The 20,011-nt window shown below is 72.0% G+C and carries 25 protein-coding genes; 13 read left to right on the forward strand and 12 right to left on the reverse strand.

The annotated features are described in order from the left end of the window. Window positions 1-56 precede the first annotated feature (56 nt). Entirely contained in the window at window positions 57-188 is a 132-nt protein-coding gene (locus ACWGDE_RS20585; RefSeq protein WP_453390434.1) for a hypothetical protein, read from the reverse strand. A gap of 339 nt (window positions 189-527) precedes the next feature. Here ACWGDE_RS20585 and ACWGDE_RS20590 point away from each other — a divergent pair, with 339 nt between their 5' ends. Together ACWGDE_RS20590 and ACWGDE_RS20595 are read left to right on the forward strand one after the other, a co-directional pair. Further along, window positions 528-1,136, forward strand: coding sequence for a phosphoribosylanthranilate isomerase (locus ACWGDE_RS20590; protein ID WP_453390435.1), 609 nt, complete (start codon window positions 528-530; stop codon window positions 1,134-1,136). Between the two features lie 225 nt (window positions 1,137-1,361). Beyond that, entirely contained in the window at window positions 1,362-2,000 is a 639-nt protein-coding gene (locus ACWGDE_RS20595; protein ID WP_453390436.1) for a hypothetical protein, read from the forward strand. Between the two features lie 32 nt (window positions 2,001-2,032). On the opposite strand, the gene ACWGDE_RS20600 is transcribed toward ACWGDE_RS20595, so the two are convergent. Next, entirely contained in the window at window positions 2,033-2,659 is a 627-nt protein-coding gene (locus ACWGDE_RS20600) for a TetR/AcrR family transcriptional regulator (RefSeq protein ID WP_453390437.1), read from the reverse strand. A 93-nt stretch (window positions 2,660-2,752) separates the two neighbouring features. On the opposite strand from ACWGDE_RS20600, the gene ACWGDE_RS20605 reads away from it, so the two are divergent. The 4 genes from ACWGDE_RS20605 to ACWGDE_RS20620 all read left to right on the forward strand — a co-directional run bounded on the left by ACWGDE_RS20605 (window position 2,753) and on the right by ACWGDE_RS20620 (window position 6,890). Then, entirely contained in the window at window positions 2,753-3,574 is an 822-nt protein-coding gene (locus ACWGDE_RS20605) for an NAD(P)H-binding protein (protein ID WP_453390438.1), read from the forward strand. Between the two features lie 80 nt (window positions 3,575-3,654). Beyond that, the gene (locus ACWGDE_RS20610) at window positions 3,655-4,527 is read left to right on the forward strand and encodes a haloalkane dehalogenase (RefSeq protein WP_453390439.1); all 873 of its coding nucleotides are present in this window, start codon (window positions 3,655-3,657) and stop codon (window positions 4,525-4,527) included. A gap of 193 nt (window positions 4,528-4,720) precedes the next feature. Beyond that, window positions 4,721-6,181: an alanine/glycine:cation symporter family protein gene (locus ACWGDE_RS20615; RefSeq protein WP_453390440.1), complete on the forward strand. Its 1,461-nt coding sequence runs from the start codon at window positions 4,721-4,723 to the stop codon at window positions 6,179-6,181. 106 nt (window positions 6,182-6,287) lie between these two features. Next, window positions 6,288-6,890: a Uma2 family endonuclease gene (locus ACWGDE_RS20620; protein WP_453390441.1), complete on the forward strand. Its 603-nt coding sequence runs from the start codon at window positions 6,288-6,290 to the stop codon at window positions 6,888-6,890. A gap of 34 nt (window positions 6,891-6,924) precedes the next feature. Here the strand turns inward: ACWGDE_RS20620 and ACWGDE_RS20625 are convergent, their stop codons facing one another. Continuing rightward, entirely contained in the window at window positions 6,925-7,353 is a 429-nt protein-coding gene (locus tag ACWGDE_RS20625) for a nuclear transport factor 2 family protein (RefSeq protein WP_453390442.1), read from the reverse strand. 152 nt (window positions 7,354-7,505) lie between these two features. Here ACWGDE_RS20625 and ACWGDE_RS20630 point away from each other — a divergent pair, with 152 nt between their 5' ends. Then, entirely contained in the window at window positions 7,506-8,126 is a 621-nt protein-coding gene (locus ACWGDE_RS20630) for a hypothetical protein (RefSeq protein WP_453390443.1), read from the forward strand. Between the two features lie 179 nt (window positions 8,127-8,305). Beyond that, window positions 8,306-9,136, forward strand: coding sequence for a hypothetical protein (locus ACWGDE_RS20635; protein WP_453390444.1), 831 nt, complete (start codon window positions 8,306-8,308; stop codon window positions 9,134-9,136). Window positions 9,137-9,148: 12 nt separating this feature from the next. Here the strand turns inward: ACWGDE_RS20635 and ACWGDE_RS20640 are convergent, their stop codons facing one another. Both ACWGDE_RS20640 and ACWGDE_RS20645 read right to left on the reverse strand, forming a co-directional pair. Continuing rightward, window positions 9,149-9,406, reverse strand: a complete 258-nt coding sequence (locus ACWGDE_RS20640) for a DUF397 domain-containing protein (protein WP_453390445.1) — start codon at window positions 9,404-9,406, stop codon at window positions 9,149-9,151. Next, window positions 9,390-10,229, reverse strand: coding sequence for a helix-turn-helix domain-containing protein (locus ACWGDE_RS20645; protein WP_453390446.1), 840 nt, complete (start codon window positions 10,227-10,229; stop codon window positions 9,390-9,392). The genes ACWGDE_RS20640 and ACWGDE_RS20645 overlap by 17 nt, the downstream gene beginning before the upstream one ends. Window positions 10,230-10,343: 114 nt before the next feature. Between ACWGDE_RS20645 and ACWGDE_RS20650 the strand changes: the two genes are divergently transcribed. Both ACWGDE_RS20650 and ACWGDE_RS20655 read left to right on the forward strand, forming a co-directional pair. Next, the gene (locus tag ACWGDE_RS20650; RefSeq protein ID WP_453390447.1) at window positions 10,344-10,562 is read left to right on the forward strand and encodes a hypothetical protein; all 219 of its coding nucleotides are present in this window, start codon (window positions 10,344-10,346) and stop codon (window positions 10,560-10,562) included. 23 nt (window positions 10,563-10,585) lie between these two features. Then, entirely contained in the window at window positions 10,586-10,984 is a 399-nt protein-coding gene (locus ACWGDE_RS20655) for a DNA-binding protein (RefSeq protein ID WP_453390448.1), read from the forward strand. A gap of 27 nt (window positions 10,985-11,011) precedes the next feature. Here the strand turns inward: ACWGDE_RS20655 and ACWGDE_RS20660 are convergent, their stop codons facing one another. The 4 genes from ACWGDE_RS20660 to ACWGDE_RS20675 all read right to left on the reverse strand — a co-directional run bounded on the left by ACWGDE_RS20660 (window position 11,012) and on the right by ACWGDE_RS20675 (window position 15,605). Next, a complete protein-coding gene (locus ACWGDE_RS20660; RefSeq protein WP_453390449.1) occupies window positions 11,012-11,950 on the reverse strand; it encodes a GNAT family N-acetyltransferase in 939 nt (312 codons plus the stop codon). Between the two features lie 87 nt (window positions 11,951-12,037). Beyond that, window positions 12,038-13,567: a PTS transporter subunit EIIC gene (locus ACWGDE_RS20665; protein WP_453390450.1), complete on the reverse strand. Its 1,530-nt coding sequence runs from the start codon at window positions 13,565-13,567 to the stop codon at window positions 12,038-12,040. Window positions 13,568-13,605: 38 nt separating this feature from the next. Beyond that, the gene (gene murQ / locus ACWGDE_RS20670; protein ID WP_453390451.1) at window positions 13,606-14,574 is read right to left on the reverse strand and encodes an N-acetylmuramic acid 6-phosphate etherase; all 969 of its coding nucleotides are present in this window, start codon (window positions 14,572-14,574) and stop codon (window positions 13,606-13,608) included. Window positions 14,575-14,639: 65 nt separating this feature from the next. Next, window positions 14,640-15,605, reverse strand: a complete 966-nt coding sequence (locus ACWGDE_RS20675; RefSeq protein ID WP_453390452.1) for a MurR/RpiR family transcriptional regulator — start codon at window positions 15,603-15,605, stop codon at window positions 14,640-14,642. Between the two features lie 101 nt (window positions 15,606-15,706). Here ACWGDE_RS20675 and ACWGDE_RS20680 point away from each other — a divergent pair, with 101 nt between their 5' ends. Both ACWGDE_RS20680 and ACWGDE_RS20685 read left to right on the forward strand, forming a co-directional pair. Further along, entirely contained in the window at window positions 15,707-16,096 is a 390-nt protein-coding gene (locus ACWGDE_RS20680; RefSeq protein ID WP_453390453.1) for a hypothetical protein, read from the forward strand. Between the two features lie 7 nt (window positions 16,097-16,103). Continuing rightward, complete coding sequence (locus ACWGDE_RS20685; RefSeq protein ID WP_453390454.1) at window positions 16,104-16,373, forward strand: DUF4031 domain-containing protein; 270 nt, start codon at window positions 16,104-16,106, stop codon at window positions 16,371-16,373. Between the two features lie 34 nt (window positions 16,374-16,407). On the opposite strand, the gene ACWGDE_RS20690 is transcribed toward ACWGDE_RS20685, so the two are convergent. The 3 genes from ACWGDE_RS20690 to ACWGDE_RS20700 form a co-directional block, all read right to left on the reverse strand. Further along, window positions 16,408-16,950 carry a hypothetical protein gene (locus ACWGDE_RS20690; RefSeq protein ID WP_453390455.1) on the reverse strand — a complete coding sequence of 181 codons (543 nt, stop codon included), beginning with the start codon at window positions 16,948-16,950 and terminating at the stop codon, window positions 16,408-16,410. A 167-nt stretch (window positions 16,951-17,117) separates the two neighbouring features. Beyond that, a complete protein-coding gene (locus ACWGDE_RS20695; protein ID WP_453390458.1) occupies window positions 17,118-18,326 on the reverse strand; it encodes a Cmx/CmrA family chloramphenicol efflux MFS transporter in 1,209 nt (402 codons plus the stop codon). A 77-nt stretch (window positions 18,327-18,403) separates the two neighbouring features. Then, window positions 18,404-19,123 carry an HD domain-containing protein gene (locus tag ACWGDE_RS20700; RefSeq protein WP_453390456.1) on the reverse strand — a complete coding sequence of 240 codons (720 nt, stop codon included), beginning with the start codon at window positions 19,121-19,123 and terminating at the stop codon, window positions 18,404-18,406. A gap of 135 nt (window positions 19,124-19,258) precedes the next feature. Between ACWGDE_RS20700 and ACWGDE_RS20705 the strand changes: the two genes are divergently transcribed. Continuing rightward, a complete protein-coding gene (locus ACWGDE_RS20705) occupies window positions 19,259-19,954 on the forward strand; it encodes a copper homeostasis protein CutC (protein ID WP_453390457.1) in 696 nt (231 codons plus the stop codon). Window positions 19,955-20,011: the final 57 nt, after the last annotated feature.

Raw genomic sequence — 20,011 nt, forward strand, 5'->3', positions numbered from 1 at the left:
TTCTCTTACCGAGGGCGGCACCCCTTCTTCGCGATGGGGTGCCGCCCTCGGGCGTTTCACGCGGCAGGGCGCGTGATGAAGGTGACCTCTTCGTGGTCCTCGCCCAAGGCGATGCTCGGCGACGCGTCCAGTGCGTGGGCGAGTCGGCGCAGCGGGGGCAGCGTGGGCACGGCATCGGCCCCCTCCACGCGGGAGATCTTCGGGCTTTCCCTTCCTCGCCGCGGCTGTATGTCATGTGGGGCGGTCCGTGCTCCCTTTCGCACACCTTCGAGCTGCGACCGCGCGGCTCACTTGTGCCGACTCATGCATGCGGGTTTTGCGGAAAACGGTGAGCAGCACGATTCTGCGCCCGGGCGCGAACCAGTAGGTGACCCGTGTGGCGACTCCGTCGAGGGTTGGACGCGCTGCGGCCGTCGATTGCACCCCATCGGCGGGCGACGGCCTGTGCGGGTGACGTGGTGGCAGCCCAGCTGCTCGGCACATGGGACGGAGCACCGGGGATCGTCCGGGTTTGGTTGACTGCTGGCATGACTGAGCCGTTCATCAAGATCTGCGGTCTGAAAACCGCGCACGACATCGACACCGCCGTGGAGGCGGGGGCCGGTGCCGTGGGGTTCATCCTGGCCGCCGACACCGTGCGCACGATCGACGCCGCCGCCGCGCGGGAGCTGGCCGCGCGGGTGCCCGCCGGGGTGCTCACCGTCGGGGTGTTCCGCGGGCAGTCGGTGGAGGAGGTCCGGCGGCTCGCCGAGGAGAGCGGGGTGCGCGCCGTGCAGCTGCACGGGGACGAGGGCCCCGAGTACTACGAGGAGCTGCGCGCGGAGGGCCGCACGCTGATCCGGGCCACGGCCCGCGCGGTGGCCTCCGTAGGGGAGTACGGGGAGGACCTGCTGCTGATCGACGCCCCCGACGCCGGCTCCGGCAAGCCGTGGAACTGGGGCTCGCCCGAGTTCACCGCACCGGCCGGCCGGTGGCTGCTGGCGGGCGGGCTGAACCCGCGGAACGTACGGGAGGCCCTGGAGGTCACCGGGGCGTGGGGCGTGGACGTGTCGAGCGGGGTGGAGCGGGAGCGCGGGGTGAAGTCCCCGGAGCTGATCCGCGCCTTCATCGAGGCGGCGCGGGGCGCGCGCGGCTGACGGGCTGACGGGCTGCGGGGCTGCGGGGCTACGGGCCGGCGGTCCGGGCCGGCGGTCCGGGGCCCGTCCCCGGCCGGGGCCACGCCCGGAGGCGGTGCCGGGCGTGTGGAATCGCTCCGCCGTCCGGCCGCCCGCGGGCGGTGTCGCCGCGGATCGGGACGCACGGGGTGGTCGGCTGGCCGACGGTCACAATCGCCCCTCGCCGACCTCGAAAGGTGGTACCCGGTGAAACGAGCCCGTTTCCTCGCCGCGGTAGTCCCGTCCCTGCTGGTGGCCGCGCTCGCCGGTGCCGGTACGACCGCGCAGGCCGCGGCCGATCCGCAGCCGAAGCCCAAGATTCCGTTCCCGCACTGCATCGCGGGCGACGGGACCGACCTCAACGAGTTCTACGACGTGAAGGTGCGGATCATCGGTCCGCTCAGCTGTCGCGAGACCTACGCCAAGGAGAAGTGGGCGAGGACCGCGCCGTCCTGGTTCACGGCGAAGAACGCCGCGGAGGCCGTCTACCCGCCCGGCTACGAGCCGTCCAAGCCCAACCCCATCGACGACTTCAACTCCAAGTTCGTCAGCGCCACGTACGTCCAGGACATCGGCACGCCGCAGGAGGAGCGCGTCACGTACAAGAAGAACCGGGTGCTGCGCACCGGTCTCGTCGACGTCGACGGCTTCCCGTACTCGATCGCCATCTCGCCGCCGCTCAAGCCGCTGGCGCTCGGCCCGCACACCAACACCGTCTTCTTCACGCTCAAGGCGCAGCACTGCGACGGGAACGGGACCGACGTGGAGTTGAACTGCCTGCCCGCGGGCACCTTCGCGTACACGGGCGACACCCCCTTCACCGTGGTCCCGCGGCCGACCGACTGAGCCGGCCGGCCCCGCAGCGGAGCGGCCGCCCGTCAGGCGAGCGCGAGCGAATCGATCCAGCGCTCCAGGCGGCGGCCCTCCGCGGCCATCAGTTCCGGGTCCCGGAAGGTGTTGGTGAGCAGGGAGATGCCCTGGTAGGAGGCGATCAGGGCGACCGCGAGCTCGCGGGCGTCCGTGGTCCGGCCCAGGGCGTGGAACTGCTGCTCGGCCCAGTCGAGCAGGACCCGCATGACCTTGGCGAGGGCCTGGTCGAGGCCGTCGTCGCGCTTGTCGAGTTCGGAGGCCAGGCTGCCGGTGGGGCAGCCGTAGCGGGCGGTGAGCTCGCGCTGGTCGACCCAGCCGGCGAGGAGGGCCTTCAGCCGGTCCTGCGGGGTGGGGAGTGCGTCGAGGGCGGTGATCAGGCCCGCGAGGGTCTGCGCGTGGGCGTCGATGGCCGCCTCGACCAGCTGGTCCTTGGTCTTGAAGTAGTAGTAGACGTTGCCGAGGGGGACGTCGGCCGCGCGCGCGATGTCGGCGATCGTCGTCTTCTCCATGCCCTGTTCGTGCAGGACCTGGGCCGCGGCCGCCGCGAGCCGTTCGCGCTTGCCGCCCCGCTTGCCGGTGCGCTGGGCCGTGGTCCCGGCGGGTCCGGCGGTTTCCGCAGATTCTGAGTAAGTCACCTGACTAAGTATAGACGGGCGCCGCCCGGCGGGCTATGGTCGTCCCAGAAGTCAGTCAGCCGACTAACTAACTCTCTTGGGCAGGAGCCTCACATGTTCGTCATCACGGGTGCGACCGGAAACGTCGGCAGCGAGCTGGTACGGGTCCTCGCGGCAGCGGGGGAGCGGGTCACGGCCGTCTCCCGCCGGGCGCCGGAGCAGGCCCTGCCCGAAGGAGTCCGCCACCACCGGGCCGACCTCGCCGAGCCGGAGAGCCTGCGGCCCGCTCTCGACGGGGCCGAGGCCCTGTTCCTGCTCGTCGCCGGCGAGGACCCGGAGGCGCTGCTCGGCCTGGCCGCGGCGAGCGGCGTACGCAGGGTCGTACTGCTGTCCACGCAGGGGGTCGGGACCCGGCCCGAGCTGTACCGGCACCCGGCCGCCTTCGAGGAGGCCGTCCGCCGGTCGGGCCTGGAGTGGACGATCCTGCGCTCGGGCGGGCTCGACTCCAACGCCTTCGCCTGGGCCGAGTCGATCCGTACCCGCCGCACGGCGATCGCGCCCTTCGGGGACGTCGCTCTGCCCACGGTCGACCCGGCGGACGTCGCCGACGTCGCGGCGGCCGTGCTGCGCGGCGGGGACCACGCGGGAGCCGTGTACGACCTGACCGGTCCGGCCCCCGTCACCCCGCGCGAGCGGGTCGAGGTGATCGCGCAGGTGCTCGGTGAGCCGGTGCGGTTCGTGGAGCAGAGCCCCGAGGAGGCCCGGGCGCAGATGCTGACCTTCATGCCCGAGCCCGCGGTCGACGGCACCCTGTCGATCCTGGGCGCGCCCGTCGCCGCCGAGGTGGCGGTGAGCCCCGCCGTCGAACGCATCCTGGGCCGCGCGCCGCGGCCCTTCGCCGCCTGGGCGCGCCGTACGGCCCCGGCCTTCCGCTGACGGCGCCCGGGCCCTTCCCGACCCGGCCCGCGCCCGCGCCCGTTCTCCGTACCCGCCCCACCTCTGAAGGAGCAGCAACCGTGCCCGTACAGCCCGTACTCGACTCGACGATCCACTACCGGGAGGCCGGCAGCCCGGCCGGCGTGCCCATGGTGTTCCTGCACGGGAACCCGACCTCCTCCCATCTCTGGCGGGAGGTGCTCCCCGCCGTCGGCGGGCCCGGCCGGCTGCTCGCGCCGGACCTGATCGGCATGGGGGAATCGGGCAAGCCCGCCATCGACTACACCTTCGACGACCACTCCCGTTACCTCGACGCCTGGATCGAGGCGCTCGGCCTCGGCGAGGTGGTGCTGGTCGGGCACGACTGGGGCGGTGCGCTCGCCTTCGACTGGGCCGCCCGGCATCCGGGGCGGGTACGCGGCATCGCGTTCACTGAAACCATCGTCAAGCCGATGACCTGGGAGGAGTTCCCGGAAGGCGGCCGCGAGCTGTTCCGGGCGATCAAGACCCCGGACGTCGGCGAGGCGATGATCCTCGACGAGAACGGCTTCATGGAGGTGCTGCCCGGCAGCGTCGCCCGGCCCCTCGACCCGCGCGACCTGGACGCGTACCGGGCCCCGTACCCGACCCGGGAGAGCCGGCGGCCGCTGCTGCGGTGGGCGCGGTCGATGCCGCTCGGCGGGGAGCCGGCCGAGGTGGTGGCCCGGGTGGCGGCGTACGGAGACTGGCTCGCGAAGAGCCCGGAAGTGCCCAAGCTGCTGGCGACCTTCGCACCGGGGCCCGGGGCGATGCAGGGGCCCGAGACCGTCGAGTGGTGCGAGCGGAACATCGCGGGCCTGGAGCTCGCCCGCCACGACGACGTGCCCGCCGGGCACCACACCCCCGAGGACCACCCGCTGCTCATCGCGGCGGCGGTCGCGGACTGGGCCGGGCGGCACGGTCTGTGGACGTGAGCGGGGTGGCGGGGCGGACTGCGCCGCCGCTCCGGACGACCGGGCCCCGCCGGACCGCGAGGCGGATCCGGGCCGTGGGGTTGGCCCGGTCCGCGAGAACGGGGCGAAGGGCGGGCGGCGCGGGTCTTCGGTCCCTGCGGCGGCGGACGTAGGTCCCTGTCGGCGGGCCTTCCGCCCCGGCGAGACTTCGAGGATGGACACCCTGGACTCGTTGGTCGTCGGCGCGAACGATCACCTCTGGACCTACCTGCTGATCCCGCTGGTGGTCGGTGCCGGCCTGTACTTCACGGTCCGGTCGCGCGGTGTCCAGCTGCGCCTGCTCCCGGAGATGTTCCGGGTGGTGAAGGAGAAGACCCCGCCGCGCGCCGACGGCCGCAAGCAGGTCTCGTCCTTCGGCGCCTTCACGATCTCCGCCGCCGCGCGCGTCGGCACCGGCAACATCGCCGGCGTCGCCACCGCCATCACCCTGGGCGGCGCGGGCGCCGTCTTCTGGATGTGGATGATGGCGCTGATCGGCGCGGCCTCCGCCTTCGTCGAATCGGCCCTCGCCCAGCTCTACAAGGTGCGCAACGCCACCGGCGCGTACCGGGGCGGTCCGGCGTACTACATGCAGCGCGCGCTCGGTAAACGCTGGCTCGGGGTGCTCTTCGCGGTGACGATCACCGTCACCTTCGGCTTCGTCTTCAACGCGGTGCAGGCCAACACCATCACCGCCGTCGCCTCCGGTTCGCTCGCCGACCCGGACGGGTCCGACTGGTTCGGTCCGGCGCTCGGCGTGCTGCTCGCCGCCCTGCTGGGTCTGGCGGTCTTCGGCGGGGTCAAGCGGATCTCGTCCGTCACCACCGTCCTGGTGCCGGTCATGGCGATCGTCTACCTGCTGCTGGGCGCGGCGGTGGTCCTCCTCAACATCACCGAGTTCCCGCGGGTCCTCGCGGACATCGTCGGAGGCGCCTTCGGCTTCCGCGAGCTGGCGGCCGGCGGCATCGGCGCGGCCGTCCAGCAGGGCATCCGGCGCGGCATGTTCTCCAACGAGGCGGGGCTGGGCTCGGCCCCGAACGCGGGCGCGGCCGCCGAGGTCTCGCACCCGGTCAAGCAGGGCCTCGTACAGTCCCTGGGCGTCTTCTTCGACACGCTCCTCGTGTGCACGATGACGGCCTTCATCGTCCTGGTCACCAACCCGGAGCTGTCGGGCCGGCAGGGCGCAGACCTGACGCAGACGGCGCTGAGCGACACGCTCGGTTCGTGGGCCGGGCACCTGCTCACCGGCGTGGTCTTCATGCTCGCCTTCAGCAGCATGATCGGGAACTACTACTACGGCGAGACCAACATCCAGTTCATCACCCGCAAGCGGTGGGTCCTGCCGGGGTACCGGGCGCTGGTCCTGAGCGCGGTCGTCCTGGGCTCGCTCGGCTCGGTGTCGATCGTCTGGAACCTGGCGGACGTGTTCATGGGCCTGATGGCCCTGGTCAACCTCGCCGCGATCATCCCGCTGTCGGCGATCGCCTTCCGCCTCCTGGACGACTACCTCGCGCAGCGCCGGGCCGGCCTGGAGCCGGTGTTCACGCGCGACCGCATGCCGGACCTCCGCGGGGTCCAGTGCTGGGACCCGGTCCGCACGGTGGTCCCGTCCTCGGCGGCCCCGGAACGGGTGTAGCGGGGGCCTGCGCCACTCGATCGTGGGACGCTGAACGAAGCGGCCGAACGCCGCGACACCGTCTGTCTACGCTCGCTGGCATATGCCACAGGAGAGGGGAACCGCGATGACCGCAGCCATGGTCGAGCCCGACCGGAACGCCGGCGGCCCCACGTGGGACTACCTGCTGCAGAGCTGGCGTGACCTGGACGTGCCGGAGGGCTGGCGCGCCGAGATCGACGGAGGACAGATCACCTTGGTGCCACCGCCCCACCGACACCACAACGGAATCGCGGTCAAGGTGCAGCGTGCCCTGTACGGGATCCTGCCGCCCGAGTGGGAGGTGTACCAGACACTCGGCATCCACATCGCCGCCCTGGACAAGCTGTACGTGCCGGACCTGGTCGTCGTCCCGTCCCAGCTGGTCGACGACGTGGAAGCCGAGGTCTCCGACCCCGTCGACGCGGCCGAGGCGCTGCTCGTCGTGGAGATCACCTCCAGGAGCAATGCCGAGGACGACCGGAAGAAGAAGCTCTGGGCCTACGCCCATGCCCCCGTCCCGGTCTACCTGCTGATCGACCGCTTCGACGAGCACGGTCCGACGGCGACCTTGTTCACCGAACCCCAGAACGGCGCCTACAAGCACGCCGTCCGGGTGGCGTTCGGCGATGAACTGACGCTCCCCGAGCCCTTCGCGCTGACGCTGGACACGGGGAGCTTCCCGCACTGATCCCCCAGGGCGTGCGCCGGGGGCTTCGGGCGGGTCAGGCGAGGCGGTCCGGTATCGGGGCCAGGTCGTAGTTGGCCCAGACGTAGGAGTCCATCTGGTGCTGGTCGCCGGAGAGGTTCGTGACCCGGTCGACCTTGCCGTCGGCGTCGAAGTGCCAGACCAGCGCCCACAGGGTGTCCACCTTGCCGACGCCGCCGGTGGTCCAGCCGCGGTGGACGTCCACCACGTACTCCTCGTTGGCCTCCAGGAACAGCGGGTCGGCCTGGAAACCGGCCTTGCCGAGCTGGGTGAAGAAGGCCGCGACCTCCTCGACGCCCCGCTTGGTGCCCGACAGCGGGTGGTGTCCCGGGATGGTCCACTCGATCCCCTCCGCGAGCACCTCCCGCATGCCGTCGAGGTCGTAGGCCGCGTAGGCGGTGAAGAACTTGTTGATCGCTTCGACCTTGGAGTTCTTGTCGCTCATGCTGTGCGAATCCGTTTCATCTCATCGGTGATCAGACGGTTTTGGATGTCCTGTGCATGATCGACGGTATATGCGGACGGTCCGGTCTAGGGGGCAAATCAGGGGTCTGTACCCGATGCGGCTCGGGGTCGTGCGCCCGTAGCTTCGTGGTCATGAACAATCCGCGAACTGCCTTCATCGCAGCACCCGTTCTGATGGGAACGTACGGCGTCGTCCGCATCATCGACGGCCTCGACGGCAGCCGCGGACCGGGTTTCGCCTGGAGCGCCGGCCACCTGTGCTTCCTGGCCGCGCTCGTCTTCTTCGTGCGGGGATTCGCCACGATGCGCGATCTGGCGGGCGCCAACCGGCTGGCCGCCGTGGGCCTGTGGACCGGCACGGCGGGTGCGGTCGCGGTCGCCGGGCAGTTCGCCATGGACCTGGCGGTCGGGTTCCTGTCGGCCGACCGGGGCGCCATGGACGTGCTGTTCACCCGGGTCCAGGACATACCCGGCGTGCTCCCGGTGTTCTACGACTTCGGCCCGCTGCTGTTCTTCGTCGGCCAGCTGATCCTGGTCTCCCAGCTCGCCGCGCGCCGCGTCCTGAAGGTGTGGGCCCCCGTCCTGGTCCTCGTCGACACCACGCTGCCCTTCGCCGACAAGGACCTCATACCTCTCGGCGCCGTACTCCTCCTGGTCTCCTTCGCGCCGCTCTACCGCGGCGGTCCGGCGGCCGGGCGGGTCGTCCCGGTCGCTTCCTCGTCCGGTTCCGGAGCGGCGAAGGTGCTGGTCTAGGGCCGGTCCGGGGGAGCGCGGTGCGGGCGTGAGCGGGTGACGGATCCGGAGGGTTCGCCCTTCGAGCCGACCGGGTGAGGGAGGAGCGATTCTGCTTGCCAGGACGGGAGTTCGGACTCGGGTGGCGTCGATGGTTCGGCTATCCAGGAGGCTCGTACCGCCGAATCGAGAAGGCCGCTATGAGACTCACCCGACCCGCCCTGCTGGCTGCCGCCGCACTCCTCGCCCTCTGCGGGACGACGGCCACGGCGCAGGGACGCACCAGTGCGCCCGCCGCGCCCGTCGTCCCGAAGGCCGCCGAAACCCTGACGTACGTCACCGGTCCCCCGACGGAGGTTCCGGACGAGTTCCGGGTGCTGCGTACGGCCAAGGCCACGTGTCCCGTCGGTACGGTCCCGACCGGGGGCGGCATGACCGTGTCCCCGACGTGGTTCGAATTCGCCCTGACCAGTTCCTACGCGAGCGGGCGTGACTGGATCATCACCGGCATGAACGACGACACGCTGAAGGCCGGGAAGGTCTCGGCCACGGTGGTCTGCTCGAACGCTCCCCATCGCCAGGTCTTCGGGGGCCGCACCACGCTGGCGAGGGACCAGGTCGTCATCCTGCACCAGCCCTGCCCCAACGGCGAGGTGCCCACGGGTGGAGGAGGGCGGGGCGAAGCGCAAGGAGTGGTCATCCAGAGCTCGCTCCAGAACCTCAACACGTGGGAGGTCAGGTACTACAACAACACCGGGGCGGTCCACACGGTGGAACCCTTCGTCGTCTGTTCAACGGCGCCCCACCATCAGCTTCCCGGGCGGCCGGGCTCGGTGGGGAAGTGGGGCGGCGTCGGAACCTCGTGGGTCGGGTGTCCGGCCGGGCAGCAGGTCACGGGTGGCGGAGGGTTCAGCGAGAACACCGAGTTCATCCTGTCGACCTTCGAGAACAACGGCTGGCGCGTCAGCGTCCAGAACCTGACGCTCGACTTCCAGCAGGTGACCGCGTTCGTGGTCTGCACCGGCAGCTAGGCCCGCCGCCGGTCAGCCGAGGGCGGCGACGAAGACGGACCAGGCGGGGGCGCCGAAGGTGAGGTGGGGGCCGTCGGGGACCTTGGAGTCGCGGACGGGGACTACGTCGGGGTGGCCGTCGGCGACCTCGACGCAGTCGCCGCCGGTGCCGTCGCTGTAGGTGGACTTCCGCCAGGTGGCCATCTCCAGGCAGTCGCCGCCGCTCGCCCCGCTGTAGCTGGACTTGTGCCAGATGGCCGCCGACAGGTCGTACTCAGGCGTGCTGGTCATGTTCGTAATCCTCCGCCACCGACTCGATCAAGGCCAGCGACTTGCGCGGTGAGAGCGCGTTGGCCGTGAGGAGATCGTAGGTCAGCGTGTGGTGATTGACTGTGGCCGGATCGTCGAACAGCTGGCCCGTTCCCATGCCTTGGACGTAGGCAAGCGCGGGGGCGTCCTCGAATGACATCAGCTTGAGGGAGCCCTCCATGGCTGCGTGCAGGCCTGCGCTGAAAGGGAGTACCTGCACGATGATCCGGTGGCGCCGGATCAGGGTTGCGATGTGGCGCAGGTTCTCGGCCAGTACAGCCTTGTTGTCGCCTGCCCGGCGGAGTACGGCTTCGTCCAGCACGCACCACAACAGCGGCGTTGTTGGATCGGCGAGCAGGGCGGCACGAGCCAGTCGGTTCGCGACCAACTCGTTGATGGTCTCCTCGGGTGCGGTGGGATGGCCCGCGCGGAACACTTCCCTCGCGTACGCCTCCGTCTGCAACAGCCCTGGGATGATCAGCGGCGCGTACTCGCGGATGGCCTTCGCCAGGGACTCCGCCTCGGCCGCCTCGGTGAAGTGATCCGGGTACTTGGACTTCGTCACCGCCCCGCAGTTGCGGGTGAAGAAGCCGTCGGTGCCGAGGGCTTCGTCTATCTGGCGGGCCAGTTCCGGGGACATCCGGCGGGTGCCCGCTTCGAGTTGGCCGATGAAGGAGCCGCTGACGAAGAGGGGCTCACCGAGTTTCTCCTGGCTGAGGCCGGCCTTCTTGCGGGCGACGCGCAGTTCGGCGCCGAGCATGGTGCGGGGCGAGGAGAACGGGTCTGCGTCTGCCGGATCGGGCATGGCAACTCCCCTTCCAACAGTTGTGGTTGTTGGAGCGTGGTCCTTGAAAGGCTAGCCAGCCCGTCGCCACTCTGAGTGCTGAACGCGATTACTCAGAGCGAAAGGTGACATGTCATGGTGCTCACGTCCAAGGAGCGGATGCAGGCGGCCGAGGAGGCCGTGGGGCAGCTGAAGGCGGCGCTGACGGACGTCGGGGTGGTGTTCCCGTCGCTCGGGGTGGACGGGGTCTCGGCCGCGGGCTCGTACGGGCTGCCGCTGGTCGACCTGGGGCGCTGCAACCTGGACACCGCGCTGCGGCTGGCCGCCGTACTCCACGAACGGGCCCACCCGTGAACGGCAGATGCCGGGGCGGCCGCGTGAGTGGTGCGCTGGTGCTGGACAGCGAGGGTCTCTCCAAGGCCGTGCTGTGGGACCGAGGGGTTCACGAGTGGCTTACGGCCGCCCGCGCCGACGACATTCCGGTGGTCACCTCGGCTGCGGTGCTGGTCGAGGTCATGCATCCGAAGGTGAACGACGCCGCACTGAAGTGGATGCTCTCCCGCCTCCGAGCGGAGCCGGTCACACAGGCTGTCGCCCAGTCCGCCGCCGGTCTACTGAGGGGTGCGGGGCTGCACGGCCACAAGTACGCCATCGACGCCGTGCTGTGTGCGACTGCCCTGACGCTGCCGGGACGTGTGACGATCCTGACCCCTGATGTGGAGGACATCGAGCTGTTGACAGCCGATCACAGCCGGGTGACGGCCGAGAAGGTTTGAGGCCCGGCCTGTCCGGGGGCCGGGTCCTCAGTCGGTGCTCAGGCGGGCGTGGAGGTGTTCGTCGTGCCAGCCGTCCGCGTGGAGGAGGGCTCCGCGCATGGTGCCCTCCAGGGGGTAGCCGGCCTTCGTGGCGACGGCGCACGAGGCCGGGTTGGCCACGGAGTGGGTGATGCGCAGGCGGTGCAGTCCGAGCTCCTCGAAGGCCCAGCGGGTCACGGCGGACACCGCTTCGGTCATGGCTCCGACGCCGCGGCCGGCGGGTAGCAGCCAGTACACGATCTCGGCGCTGCCGCCGCGCAGGTCGAGGTCGGCCAGCCCGATCAGGCCGACGGCCTGCCCTCCGGCGGCCGGGGCGACGGCCCAGGCCGCGGCCTTCTCCGTCGCCCAGCGGCGACCGTAGCGCGCGATGCGCTTCTCGGCTCCGGCCAGGTCGAGCCTGTCCGTGCGGTTCCAGTGCCGGATGTCCGGTTCGAGTCCGGCGCGGATCAGGGAGGGGGCGTCGCCGGGCTCCCACGGGCGCAGGTGGAGGCCCTCGGCACCGGGGAGGCCGAGCACCGGCTGGGGCCGCGTGCTCATCCGCCCGGCCGGGACGACCGCGGGTATCTCCTCGGAGGCGCGGAGCAGGGCCAGGAGCGCCTTGGCCGCGGGGCTCTCGCCGTCGAAACCGTGGCCGCCGTCGAGCCGTTCGGGGACCGCCGGGCCGGTGAGCAGGACCCGGTTGCAGCGGAAGCAGGGGACGACGTCGTAGAGGTGGTTCAGCTCCGCGTCGTGGGCGCGGATGCCCCAGGCGGGCACGAAGCACCGGGCGACGTCCTCCGGCGGAAGGCTCTCGACGAGGGCGAGGGCCTCGGCGGCCTCGGCACCGGTCCACAGGGCGACGGCGGTGCCGGTGACCGGGCCCCAGGGATCGGCCCCGGGGGCGAGGCGGACGACTTCGAGGGCTACGGCCCCAGGGGGGATCTCCATGCCCGCGAGTATGCCGAACGCCCTGCCTGGGCAGGGCGTTCGGGGCGTGGGGGCGTGAGTGCGGCCGTTCGCGCGAGAGGGCCGGCGTCAGGCCAGGGCCGGTTCCTTCTCGGGCTCGGGGTCGGGCTTGGGGGCGTGGGCCGGTTCCGGGTCCGGGCCCGTGTTGAACTCGGCCAGCATCTGCCGCGTGAAGCCGAAGAAGTACGTGGCGGCGAAGCCGACGAGGTAGCCGACGGCCAGGCCGCCCGCGTAGATCGCGATGGTCGTCCCCATGCCCGACTTGCCGTCCAGCAGCGGGAACAGCGCCCAGCCCGAGGGGCCGATGGCGGTGGAGCCGAAGGCGGTGCCCAGCTGGTTGAAGAGGCCGACGAAGGCTCCGCCCGCCGCGCCGCCCACGCACGCGGTGATGAAGGGGCGGCCGAGGGGCAGCGAGACCCCGTAGATGAGCGGTTCGCCCACGCCCAGGAACCCGGCCGGGAGGGCGGACTTGATGGTGGCGCGGATCGAGCGGTTGCGCGGGAGCTTGTAGTAGACGGCGATGGCCGCGCCGACCTGGCCCGCGCCCGCCATCGCGAGGATGGGCAGGAGGACGGTGTAGCCGGTCTGCTCGATCAGGGTGGTGTGGATGGGGATCAGGGCCTGGTGCAGGCCCAGCATGACCAGCGGGAGGAAGAGCCCGCCGAGGACCAGGCCGGCGAAGGCGCCGCCGGTGGCGAGGAGCCAGGTGGCGAACGTACCGATGGCGCCGGAGACCTCACCGGCGACGAACATCAGACCGAAGATGGTGACCAGGCCGGCGATCAGCACGGTGAGGGTGGGGGTGACGAGGACGTCCAGGGCCTCCGGGACCCACTTGCGGCACCACTTCTCCACCTGGACGGCGAGCAGCGCGGCCGCCAGTGCGCCCAGTACGCCGCCCTGCCCGGGGGAGAGGTGCTGGCCGAAGGCGTCGATCTTCGCGACGCCGGGGAAGACGATGATCGCGGCGACGGCGCCGCCGAGGATCGCGGTGCCGCCGAACTCCTTGGCCGTGTTGTAGCCGACGAAGACCGCGATCAGGGACATGAAGCCGGAGGCCATCGCGGCGAGCGCGGGGACCACGGCCGGCAGCCAGCCCATGTTCGTCATGAGGCCGTTGAGTCCCGCGATGATGCCGCAGCCGATGAGGGCCGGGATCAGGGGGACGAAGATGTTGGCGATGCGGCGCAGGAACAGCTTGAAGGGGGTGGAGTTCTTCGCCTTCTGGGCGTTCTTCATCGCAGCGCCCTGGGCGGCGAGTTCGTCGGCGGTGACGGCGTGGGCGGCGCCGGTGGGGGCTTCGGGTGCCGGTGCGGCCGCGGCGCCCGGGGCGGCCGAGCGGCCCTCCTCGACCAGGGCCTCGAACTCGGGCGTGACGCGGGCGACGGTGCCCGGTCCCAGCACGATCTGGTACGTGTCGTCCTCGACGACGCCCATCACGGCGGGCACGGCCTTGAGGGCCTCGTCCTGGACCAGCGAGCGGTCGCGCAGGGTGATGCGCAGGCGGGTCATGCAGTGCGCGATGGAGAGGACGTTGTCCGGGCCGCCGACCAGAGGAAGGATCGCGGCGGCTGTGGCGCGGTTCTTGTCAGTGGACATGGTGGTGTTCGCCTTGCTGCTCGGGGTGGTCGGCGGGGTCAGCGGGGGGTCTGTGCCCGGGACTGCGTCTGCGTCTCCTTCCGCGTCCGCGTCTCGGCGAGGGCGGCCCGGAGGTGGCCGCGGGAGGCGGTGAGGAGTTCGGCGGCCTCGTGTCCGTCGACGCCGCCGAGGATGACGAGGATGGCCTGCTTGACCTCGCCGCCGGCGGCGGTGAGCGCGGCCTCGATCTCCTCGTCGGGGGCGCCGGTCGCGAGCGAGACGATGCGGCGGGCGCGGGCGCGCAGCTTCTCGTTGGAGGAGCGCATGTCGACCATCAGGTTCCCGTACGTCTTGCCGAGCCGGATCATCGTGACGGTCGAGATGAGGTTGAGGACGAGCTTCTGCGCGGTGCCGGCCTTCAAACGGGTGGAGCCGGTGAGGAGTTCGGGTCCGACGACGACCTCGATGCCGTGGTCGGCGGCCGCGGCGAGCGCGGAGCCGGCGTTGCAGGACAGGCCCACGGTGAGCGCGCCGCGGCCGCGGGCGAACTCGACGGCGCCGATCGCGTACGGGGTGCGGCCGGAGGCGGAGATCCCGATGACGGTGTCGTCGGCGGTCAGGGCCAGCGCGGTCAGGTCCTCGGCGGCCAGTTCCGCGGAGTCCTCGGCGCCTTCGACGGCCTTGACCATGGCGGAGGGGCCGCCCGCGATCAGGCCGACGACCTCGGAGGGGTCGGTGTTGAAGGTGGGCGGGCACTCGCTGGCGTCCAGTACGCCCATCCGGCCGGCGGTGCCGGCTCCCGCGTAGACCAGGCGCCCGCCGCGGGCCATCCGCTCGGAGATCCCGTCGATGGCGGCGGCGATCTGCTCCAGCTGCCCGGCGACGGCGGCCGGGACGGTGGCGTCCTCGGCGTTCATCAGGCGGGCGATCTCCAGGGTGGACAGCCGGTCGATCTCGGCCAGCTCGGGGCGGAAGGCCTCGGTGGTCAAGGTGGCGAGCTGGGCGCGGAGTTCGGTGTACGCGGTCATGAGTGGGGCCTCCTGAACTGCTGGGTTCTGCTGGGTTGTGCCGGCGGTGGTGCCGGCGGGTGCCGCTAGCGGGTGGTGCTGTTGCGCTTGGCCGTGGGTACGGGGGTGTGGTGGCGGGGCGCGAGCGCCTCGTACGAGGCCGCGAGCGCGGGCGCGGCGGTCTCGTAGGTCTGCTGGGCGACGCCGACGAAGAGGCAGTCGACGACGAGGAGCTGGCTGGTGCGGCTCGACATGGCGGCCGGGCGCAGCTGGGTCTCGCGGGCCGCGGAGGTGGCCAGGACGAGATCGGCGTAGTGGGCGACGGGGGCGTTCGGGCGGCCGGCGAGCGCGATGGTGGTGGCACCGCGCTCGAAGGCGATCCGCAGCGGCTCGATGACGTCGCCGGTGCCGCCGGAGTGGGTGACGGCGACGGCCACGTCGCCGGGGCGCAGCAGGACGGCGGTGGTGACGGCCAGGTGCGGGTCGTTGTGGGCGTGGGCGACGAGTCCGATGCGCTGGAGCTTCTGCGCGAGGTCCTGGGCGACGAGACCGGAGGCTCCGACGCCGTAGATCTCGATGCGGCGGGCGCCCGCGAGGGCGGTGACGGCCGCGCCGAGGGCGGTGACGTCGAGTCCGGCGGCGGTGTCGGCGAGGGTCTGCGCCTCCTCGTGGGCCAGCTTCGCGACCACGTTGGCGAGGGAGTCGTCGACGGCTATGTCCACGGTGACGGCGGGGGCCGCGCCGGACTCCTGCTGGGCGGCGAGCGCGGCGAGCGCGAGGCGCAGGTCGCGGTAGCCGGGGTAGCCGAGGAGGCGGGCGGTGCGGACGACGGTGGCCTCGCTGGTGCCGGTGCGGGCGGCGAGGTCGGTGACGGTGAGCGCGGCGCAGCCGGCGGGGTCGTCGGCGACGGCTTCGGCGACGGCCTGCATGGAGCGGGTCATCGAGGGGCCGAGGCTGCGGACCCGGGCGCGCAGGGCGGCGGGGGCCGGGACGGGTACGGGGGTGGCCGCGCCGGCGTCGCCGTTGAAGGTTTCTTTCACGTTCTCGCTCACTCTTGAAATCTATTTTCAGTGGCTGGGAGCGTCAAGACGCCATAAGTCACCGGGGGAAGAGGACCTTCGCCACATGGGCCGTCCGGGTCCACAATGTCTCCATGGACCACGCGACCCCCCTGGAACAGGCGCTGCACGCCGCACGCGCCCTTGTACTCGCCGATCTCGTCGCGGGCGAGGTCGCCGAGGCCGATGTCGTCTCCCTCGTGGAGAACTCGGTCACGCACCGCCGGTGGTGGGTGGAGCAGTGGCCGGAGGGCGTCGACTACCTCTCCGGACTCGTCGCCCAGGACGTCAAGGACGCGCTGCTGCAGAAGTACGGGCGCTGGCCGCTGTGCCCGGTCTGCAACCACGGCGAACCGCACGCGCTGGACGTGGAGCCCGAGCTGGGACCCGACCCGATGTGGGTGTGCTCGGAAGCCGGCGTGCGGGTGGCGCCGGTGGGCGGACTCGGCGCCGTCATCGGGCCCGTCCTCGGGAGCGGCGAGTGAGCCGCCGGTGACGCTGTACATCGACCCGCCGACCTGGCCCGGCCACGGCCGCATGTGGTCGCACCTGGTCAGCGACGTCTCGTTCGAGGAACTGCACGCCTTCGCGGCGTCGATCGGCTGCCCGGCGAAGGCCTTCGAACGCGACCACTACGACGTGCCCGCGCAGCGGTACGCGGACGCGGTGGACGCGGGCGCGGTCGAGATCGGCAGCAAGGAACTGGTCCGCCGCCTGACGCAGGCGGGGTTGCGGCGGCCGAAGGGGCGGCCGGCGCCCTAGGGGCGGTCTACCGGGCTACCGGGTTCCCGGTCTCCTAGGGCTCCTGCTCGGGCTCTTCGTCGGGCCACCAGTCCAGGGGCAACGCCACCACTGCCGTCAGCATCGCGCACACGCCGGTCAGCCAGCAGGCCAGCACGGCCGCGGGGTATCCGACCGCCAGGCACACCGCGAAGGCGGGCAGCGTCGCGCTCAGGGCCACGAGGGCGCCCCGGCACAGCCTTCCGCCCGCGGCCGCCAGCTGTCGGAACACGCCCCGGGGGCGGCGCCAGCCCGCCCAGAGGACGAGTGCTGCGGGCCCGATCGTCGGAATGAACAACGGCGCGGGCACGGAGAGCCGGGCGGTGAGCACCTCCCCGAAGCCGTGCCTCGCGGCGCTGACCAGCCCCAGGACCAGCATCACCGGCCCGGCCAACGCGAAGGCGCAGCCGGTCAGGCGCACGCCCCCGACCCCGAGGTGCCGGGGCCACCGGTAGTCGAACCAGCTCGCCAGCCCACGGAAGTCAGTGGCGAGGACGAGCCCCAGGGCGGTGGCGCCGGTTCCCCACGCCACCTCGAGAAGCCAACTGCCGCCGGTCATGGCCCCGCCCCGTTCCCGACCTGGCCCGGCCCCCGCCGGACGGACAGCGTCACAGTAGGGCAGCGGTGGCGCCGGCGGCAGTGTCAGTGCTCTCGGGCATGCTCGTCGCCATGAACTCACCCGCCCCACCATTCCGTTGCGTACCGGGTGGCGGGGGAGCGCGGAGCCTAGACCCTTTCCGTTGTCGGGAGGGGGGTGGCCGAGGTGGCTACCAGGCGGGTGGGGTGGGTTGTGCGGCGGTCCAGGCGGAGGGCTGCGAGGCCCAGGGCTATGGCTGTGATGGTCATGGCTGCGCCGGCCCAGGCGGTGGCGGCGTAGCCGTAGTCGGCGTCGATGACCGTGCCGCCGAGCCAGGGGCCGCCCGTGTTGCCGAGGTTGAACGCGGCCGTGGTCGTGGCGCCCGCCAGGGTCGGGGCGGCGCCCGCGACGTTGAACATGCGGGCGTTCAGCGCGGGGGCGGTGAAGAACGCCGAGAAGCCGATCAGGAAGGACAGGGCGATCGCGGCCGCGGCCGTCGAGGCCAGCAGGGCCAGTGCCGTCAGGAAGACGGTGGAGGCGGTGATGCCCCACAGCATCACCCCGAAGAGGTGCGCGTCGGCGATCCGCCCGCCCACCGTCGTGCCCACCAGCGCGCCCACCCCGAAGAGGCCCAGGATCCACGGCACCCAGCCGGAATCGAGCCCGGCCACGTCCGTGAGCAGCGGGGACAGGTAGCTGAAGGCGCAGAAGACGCCGCCCGCGGCGAGCGCGGTGACACCGATGGACAGCCAGACCTGCGGCTCGCGGTAGATGCGCAGCTCGCGGGAGAGCGTGGGCTTCTCGTCGGGCAGCGGGATCCTCGGGATCAGGGCGAGGATGCCGACGAGGGCGATGGCGGAGGCCGCGGCGACGGCCCAGAACGCGGAGCGCCAGCCGAACTGCTCGCCGAGGAACGCGCCGGCCGGGACGCCCAGGACGTTGGCGATGGAGAGCCCGCCGATCATGACGGCCATCGCGCGGGCCCGCTGGTGCCGCTCGACCATCGCGATGGCCACGGCCGCGCCGACCGCCCAGAACCCGGCGCAGGCGAGCGCGGAGACGACGCGGGAGGCGAAGAGGAGCTCGTACGAGGGTGCCAGCGCGCCCGCTACCTGGCCGAAGCCGAAGAGGCTGATCAGCGCGAGGAGCGTGGTGCGGCGGGGCAGCCGCAGCGTGGCGACGGCGAGCAGGGGCGCGCCGATGACCATGCCGATCGCGAAGGCGGATATGAGCAGGCCCGCCCGGGGGATGGTGACGCCCATGTCCTCGGCGATCGGCGGGAGGAGCCCGGAGAGCATGAACTCGCTGGTTCCGAGTGCGAAGACGGACAGGCCGAGGACGTAGACGGCGACGGGCATGCGGGTGCGTTCGGCTGAGGCTGCGGGCATGAACTACAACAACCGGCGCGAACGGGATCACATTCCCCCGTTCCGTGTCAGCTGTGTGAAGCGCGGCCGGTCAGGTCCGTGAGCTCGGCCGCCAGGTTCGCGCGGGCCGGGGCCTCCCAGTGCGCGGCGCCGTACGGGGTGCGGAAGAGCCGGGGCAGGTCCAGCAGCTGGCGCAGGACGGCGGCGCGGCCTTCGCGGAAGGCCTCGTCGGGGACGAATCCGTACTCGGCGCGGACCGCGGCGGCGTAGGCGGCGTAGGCCTGCGGGGCGCCGGCGAGGACGGCGAGGTCGGCGTCGCACAGGGCCTCGCCGTTGGTGTCGCCGGGGGCGGGGTCGTGGGTGATCGTGAGCCGGACCAGCCGGGCCACTTCGGCGGTGCGCGCGTCGCCGATGCCGAGCTCGGGCAGGGCCCGCTCGGCGAGGGCCGCGCTGCGCTCCTCGTTCTCGGAGCGGTCGGGACGGTAGACGGCGTCGTGGAACCAGGCGGCGAGCCGCACGGCGGCGGGGTCCTCGGCGTGGTCGGCGAGTACGTCGATCCGTGCGAGTACGTCGGCCAGGTGCGCGGTGGTGTGGTACTCGCGCTGCGGCTCCGCCCAGGCGGTGAGGAGGCGGTCCGCGTAGGGGGCGGGGTCGTGGCCGGGGTCGGCGCCGGCGGCGGTGAGGGTGTGCTGCCAGTTCGCGCGGAGCGCCTGCTCCTGGGGGGCGGCCGTGTCGTCCGTGGCGCGGGCCGGGGCGGAGTGCGCGTCGTCGTGCGGGTCGGGTGTCATGCGCACATTGTGGTGGTGGCGTGATTGTGCTGGTGAAGGGTGGGCGGAGGCCCGTACCCTGGATATTGGACTAGACCTATTTTCCATACTGGCCCGGAAGGGTCATACGAGCAGTTTTCCGAAGGATGGGATTACATGAGCAACCGTGCGCTCCTGGAGGTGATCGCCCTCGACGTGGAGGACGCGGTCGCGGCCCAGGCCGGTGGGGCGGACCGACTCGAGCTGGTCACCGACATGGCCGCCGACGGGCTCACTCCGCCGCGCGAGACCTTCGCGGGGATCAGAGCGGCGGTCGACATCCCCCTGCGCGTGATGCTCCGCTCGGCGGACGGCTTCTCGGCGGGCTCCGCCGAGGACGTGGAACGGCTGGCGGAGCAGGCGCGGGCCCTGCGCGCGGAGGGGGCGAGCGAGTTCGTACTCGGCTTCCTGAATCCGGACGGCAGCCCCGACCTGGCCGCCGTCGAGGCGATCGTGGCGGAGCTCGACGGCTGCGCGTGGACCTTCCACCGGGCGATCGACCGGACGGCGGACCGGGATCAGCTCCGCAAGGCGCTGGCGGAGTTGCCCGGGCTGGACACGTACCTGACGGCGGGTGCGGCGGGTGGCGTGGACGAGGGGCTGCCGGTGCTGTTGTCCGAGGCGGCTCGGGCGGGGGCGCCGGGGTACGAGCCGCGGATCCTGGTCGGCGGTGGACTGGCGCTGTCCCACCTCCCGGTGCTGCGGGAGGCGGGCATCGACGGGTTCCACATCGGCAGCGCGGCCCGGCCCTCCGGGTGGGACCGGCCCGTCTCCGCGACGGCCGTCGCGGAGTGGCGCGCAGCCCTGTCCTAGCGGACCTGGTGCCTCAAACGCCGGCGGGGCTGAAATTTGCCGCGCAGCGGCAAATCC

Source organism: Streptomyces sp. NPDC054956 (assembly GCF_053609185.1).

What these genes read in the sequence shown, in the direction of transcription:
- ACWGDE_RS20680 (WP_453390453.1), top strand. Translation starts at nt 15,707, where the DNA reads ATGGACCACGCGACCCCCCTGGAACAGGCGCTGCACGCCGCACGCGCC.
- ACWGDE_RS20660 (WP_453390449.1), bottom strand. Translation starts at nt 11,950, where the DNA reads ATGGAGATCCCCCCTGGGGCCGTAGCCCTCGAAGTCGTCCGCCTCGCC.
- ACWGDE_RS20690 (WP_453390455.1), bottom strand. Translation starts at nt 16,950, where the DNA reads ATGACCGGCGGCAGTTGGCTTCTCGAGGTGGCGTGGGGAACCGGCGCC.
- ACWGDE_RS20615 (WP_453390440.1), top strand. Translation starts at nt 4,721, where the DNA reads ATGGACACCCTGGACTCGTTGGTCGTCGGCGCGAACGATCACCTCTGG.
- ACWGDE_RS20635 (WP_453390444.1), top strand. Translation starts at nt 8,306, where the DNA reads ATGAGACTCACCCGACCCGCCCTGCTGGCTGCCGCCGCACTCCTCGCC.
- murQ (WP_453390451.1), bottom strand. Translation starts at nt 14,574, where the DNA reads ATGACCGCGTACACCGAACTCCGCGCCCAGCTCGCCACCTTGACCACC.
- ACWGDE_RS20700 (WP_453390456.1), bottom strand. Translation starts at nt 19,123, where the DNA reads ATGACACCCGACCCGCACGACGACGCGCACTCCGCCCCGGCCCGCGCC.
- ACWGDE_RS20640 (WP_453390445.1), bottom strand. Translation starts at nt 9,406, where the DNA reads ATGACCAGCACGCCTGAGTACGACCTGTCGGCGGCCATCTGGCACAAG.
- ACWGDE_RS20605 (WP_453390438.1), top strand. Translation starts at nt 2,753, where the DNA reads ATGTTCGTCATCACGGGTGCGACCGGAAACGTCGGCAGCGAGCTGGTA.
- ACWGDE_RS20645 (WP_453390446.1), bottom strand. Translation starts at nt 10,229, where the DNA reads ATGCCCGATCCGGCAGACGCAGACCCGTTCTCCTCGCCCCGCACCATG.
- ACWGDE_RS20630 (WP_453390443.1), top strand. Translation starts at nt 7,506, where the DNA reads ATGAACAATCCGCGAACTGCCTTCATCGCAGCACCCGTTCTGATGGGA.
- ACWGDE_RS20590 (WP_453390435.1), top strand. Translation starts at nt 528, where the DNA reads ATGACTGAGCCGTTCATCAAGATCTGCGGTCTGAAAACCGCGCACGAC.
- ACWGDE_RS20705 (WP_453390457.1), top strand. Translation starts at nt 19,259, where the DNA reads ATGAGCAACCGTGCGCTCCTGGAGGTGATCGCCCTCGACGTGGAGGAC.
- ACWGDE_RS20695 (WP_453390458.1), bottom strand. Translation starts at nt 18,326, where the DNA reads ATGCCCGTCGCCGTCTACGTCCTCGGCCTGTCCGTCTTCGCACTCGGA.
- ACWGDE_RS20620 (WP_453390441.1), top strand. Translation starts at nt 6,288, where the DNA reads ATGACCGCAGCCATGGTCGAGCCCGACCGGAACGCCGGCGGCCCCACG.
- ACWGDE_RS20650 (WP_453390447.1), top strand. Translation starts at nt 10,344, where the DNA reads ATGGTGCTCACGTCCAAGGAGCGGATGCAGGCGGCCGAGGAGGCCGTG.
- ACWGDE_RS20625 (WP_453390442.1), bottom strand. Translation starts at nt 7,353, where the DNA reads ATGAGCGACAAGAACTCCAAGGTCGAAGCGATCAACAAGTTCTTCACC.
- ACWGDE_RS20665 (WP_453390450.1), bottom strand. Translation starts at nt 13,567, where the DNA reads ATGTCCACTGACAAGAACCGCGCCACAGCCGCCGCGATCCTTCCTCTG.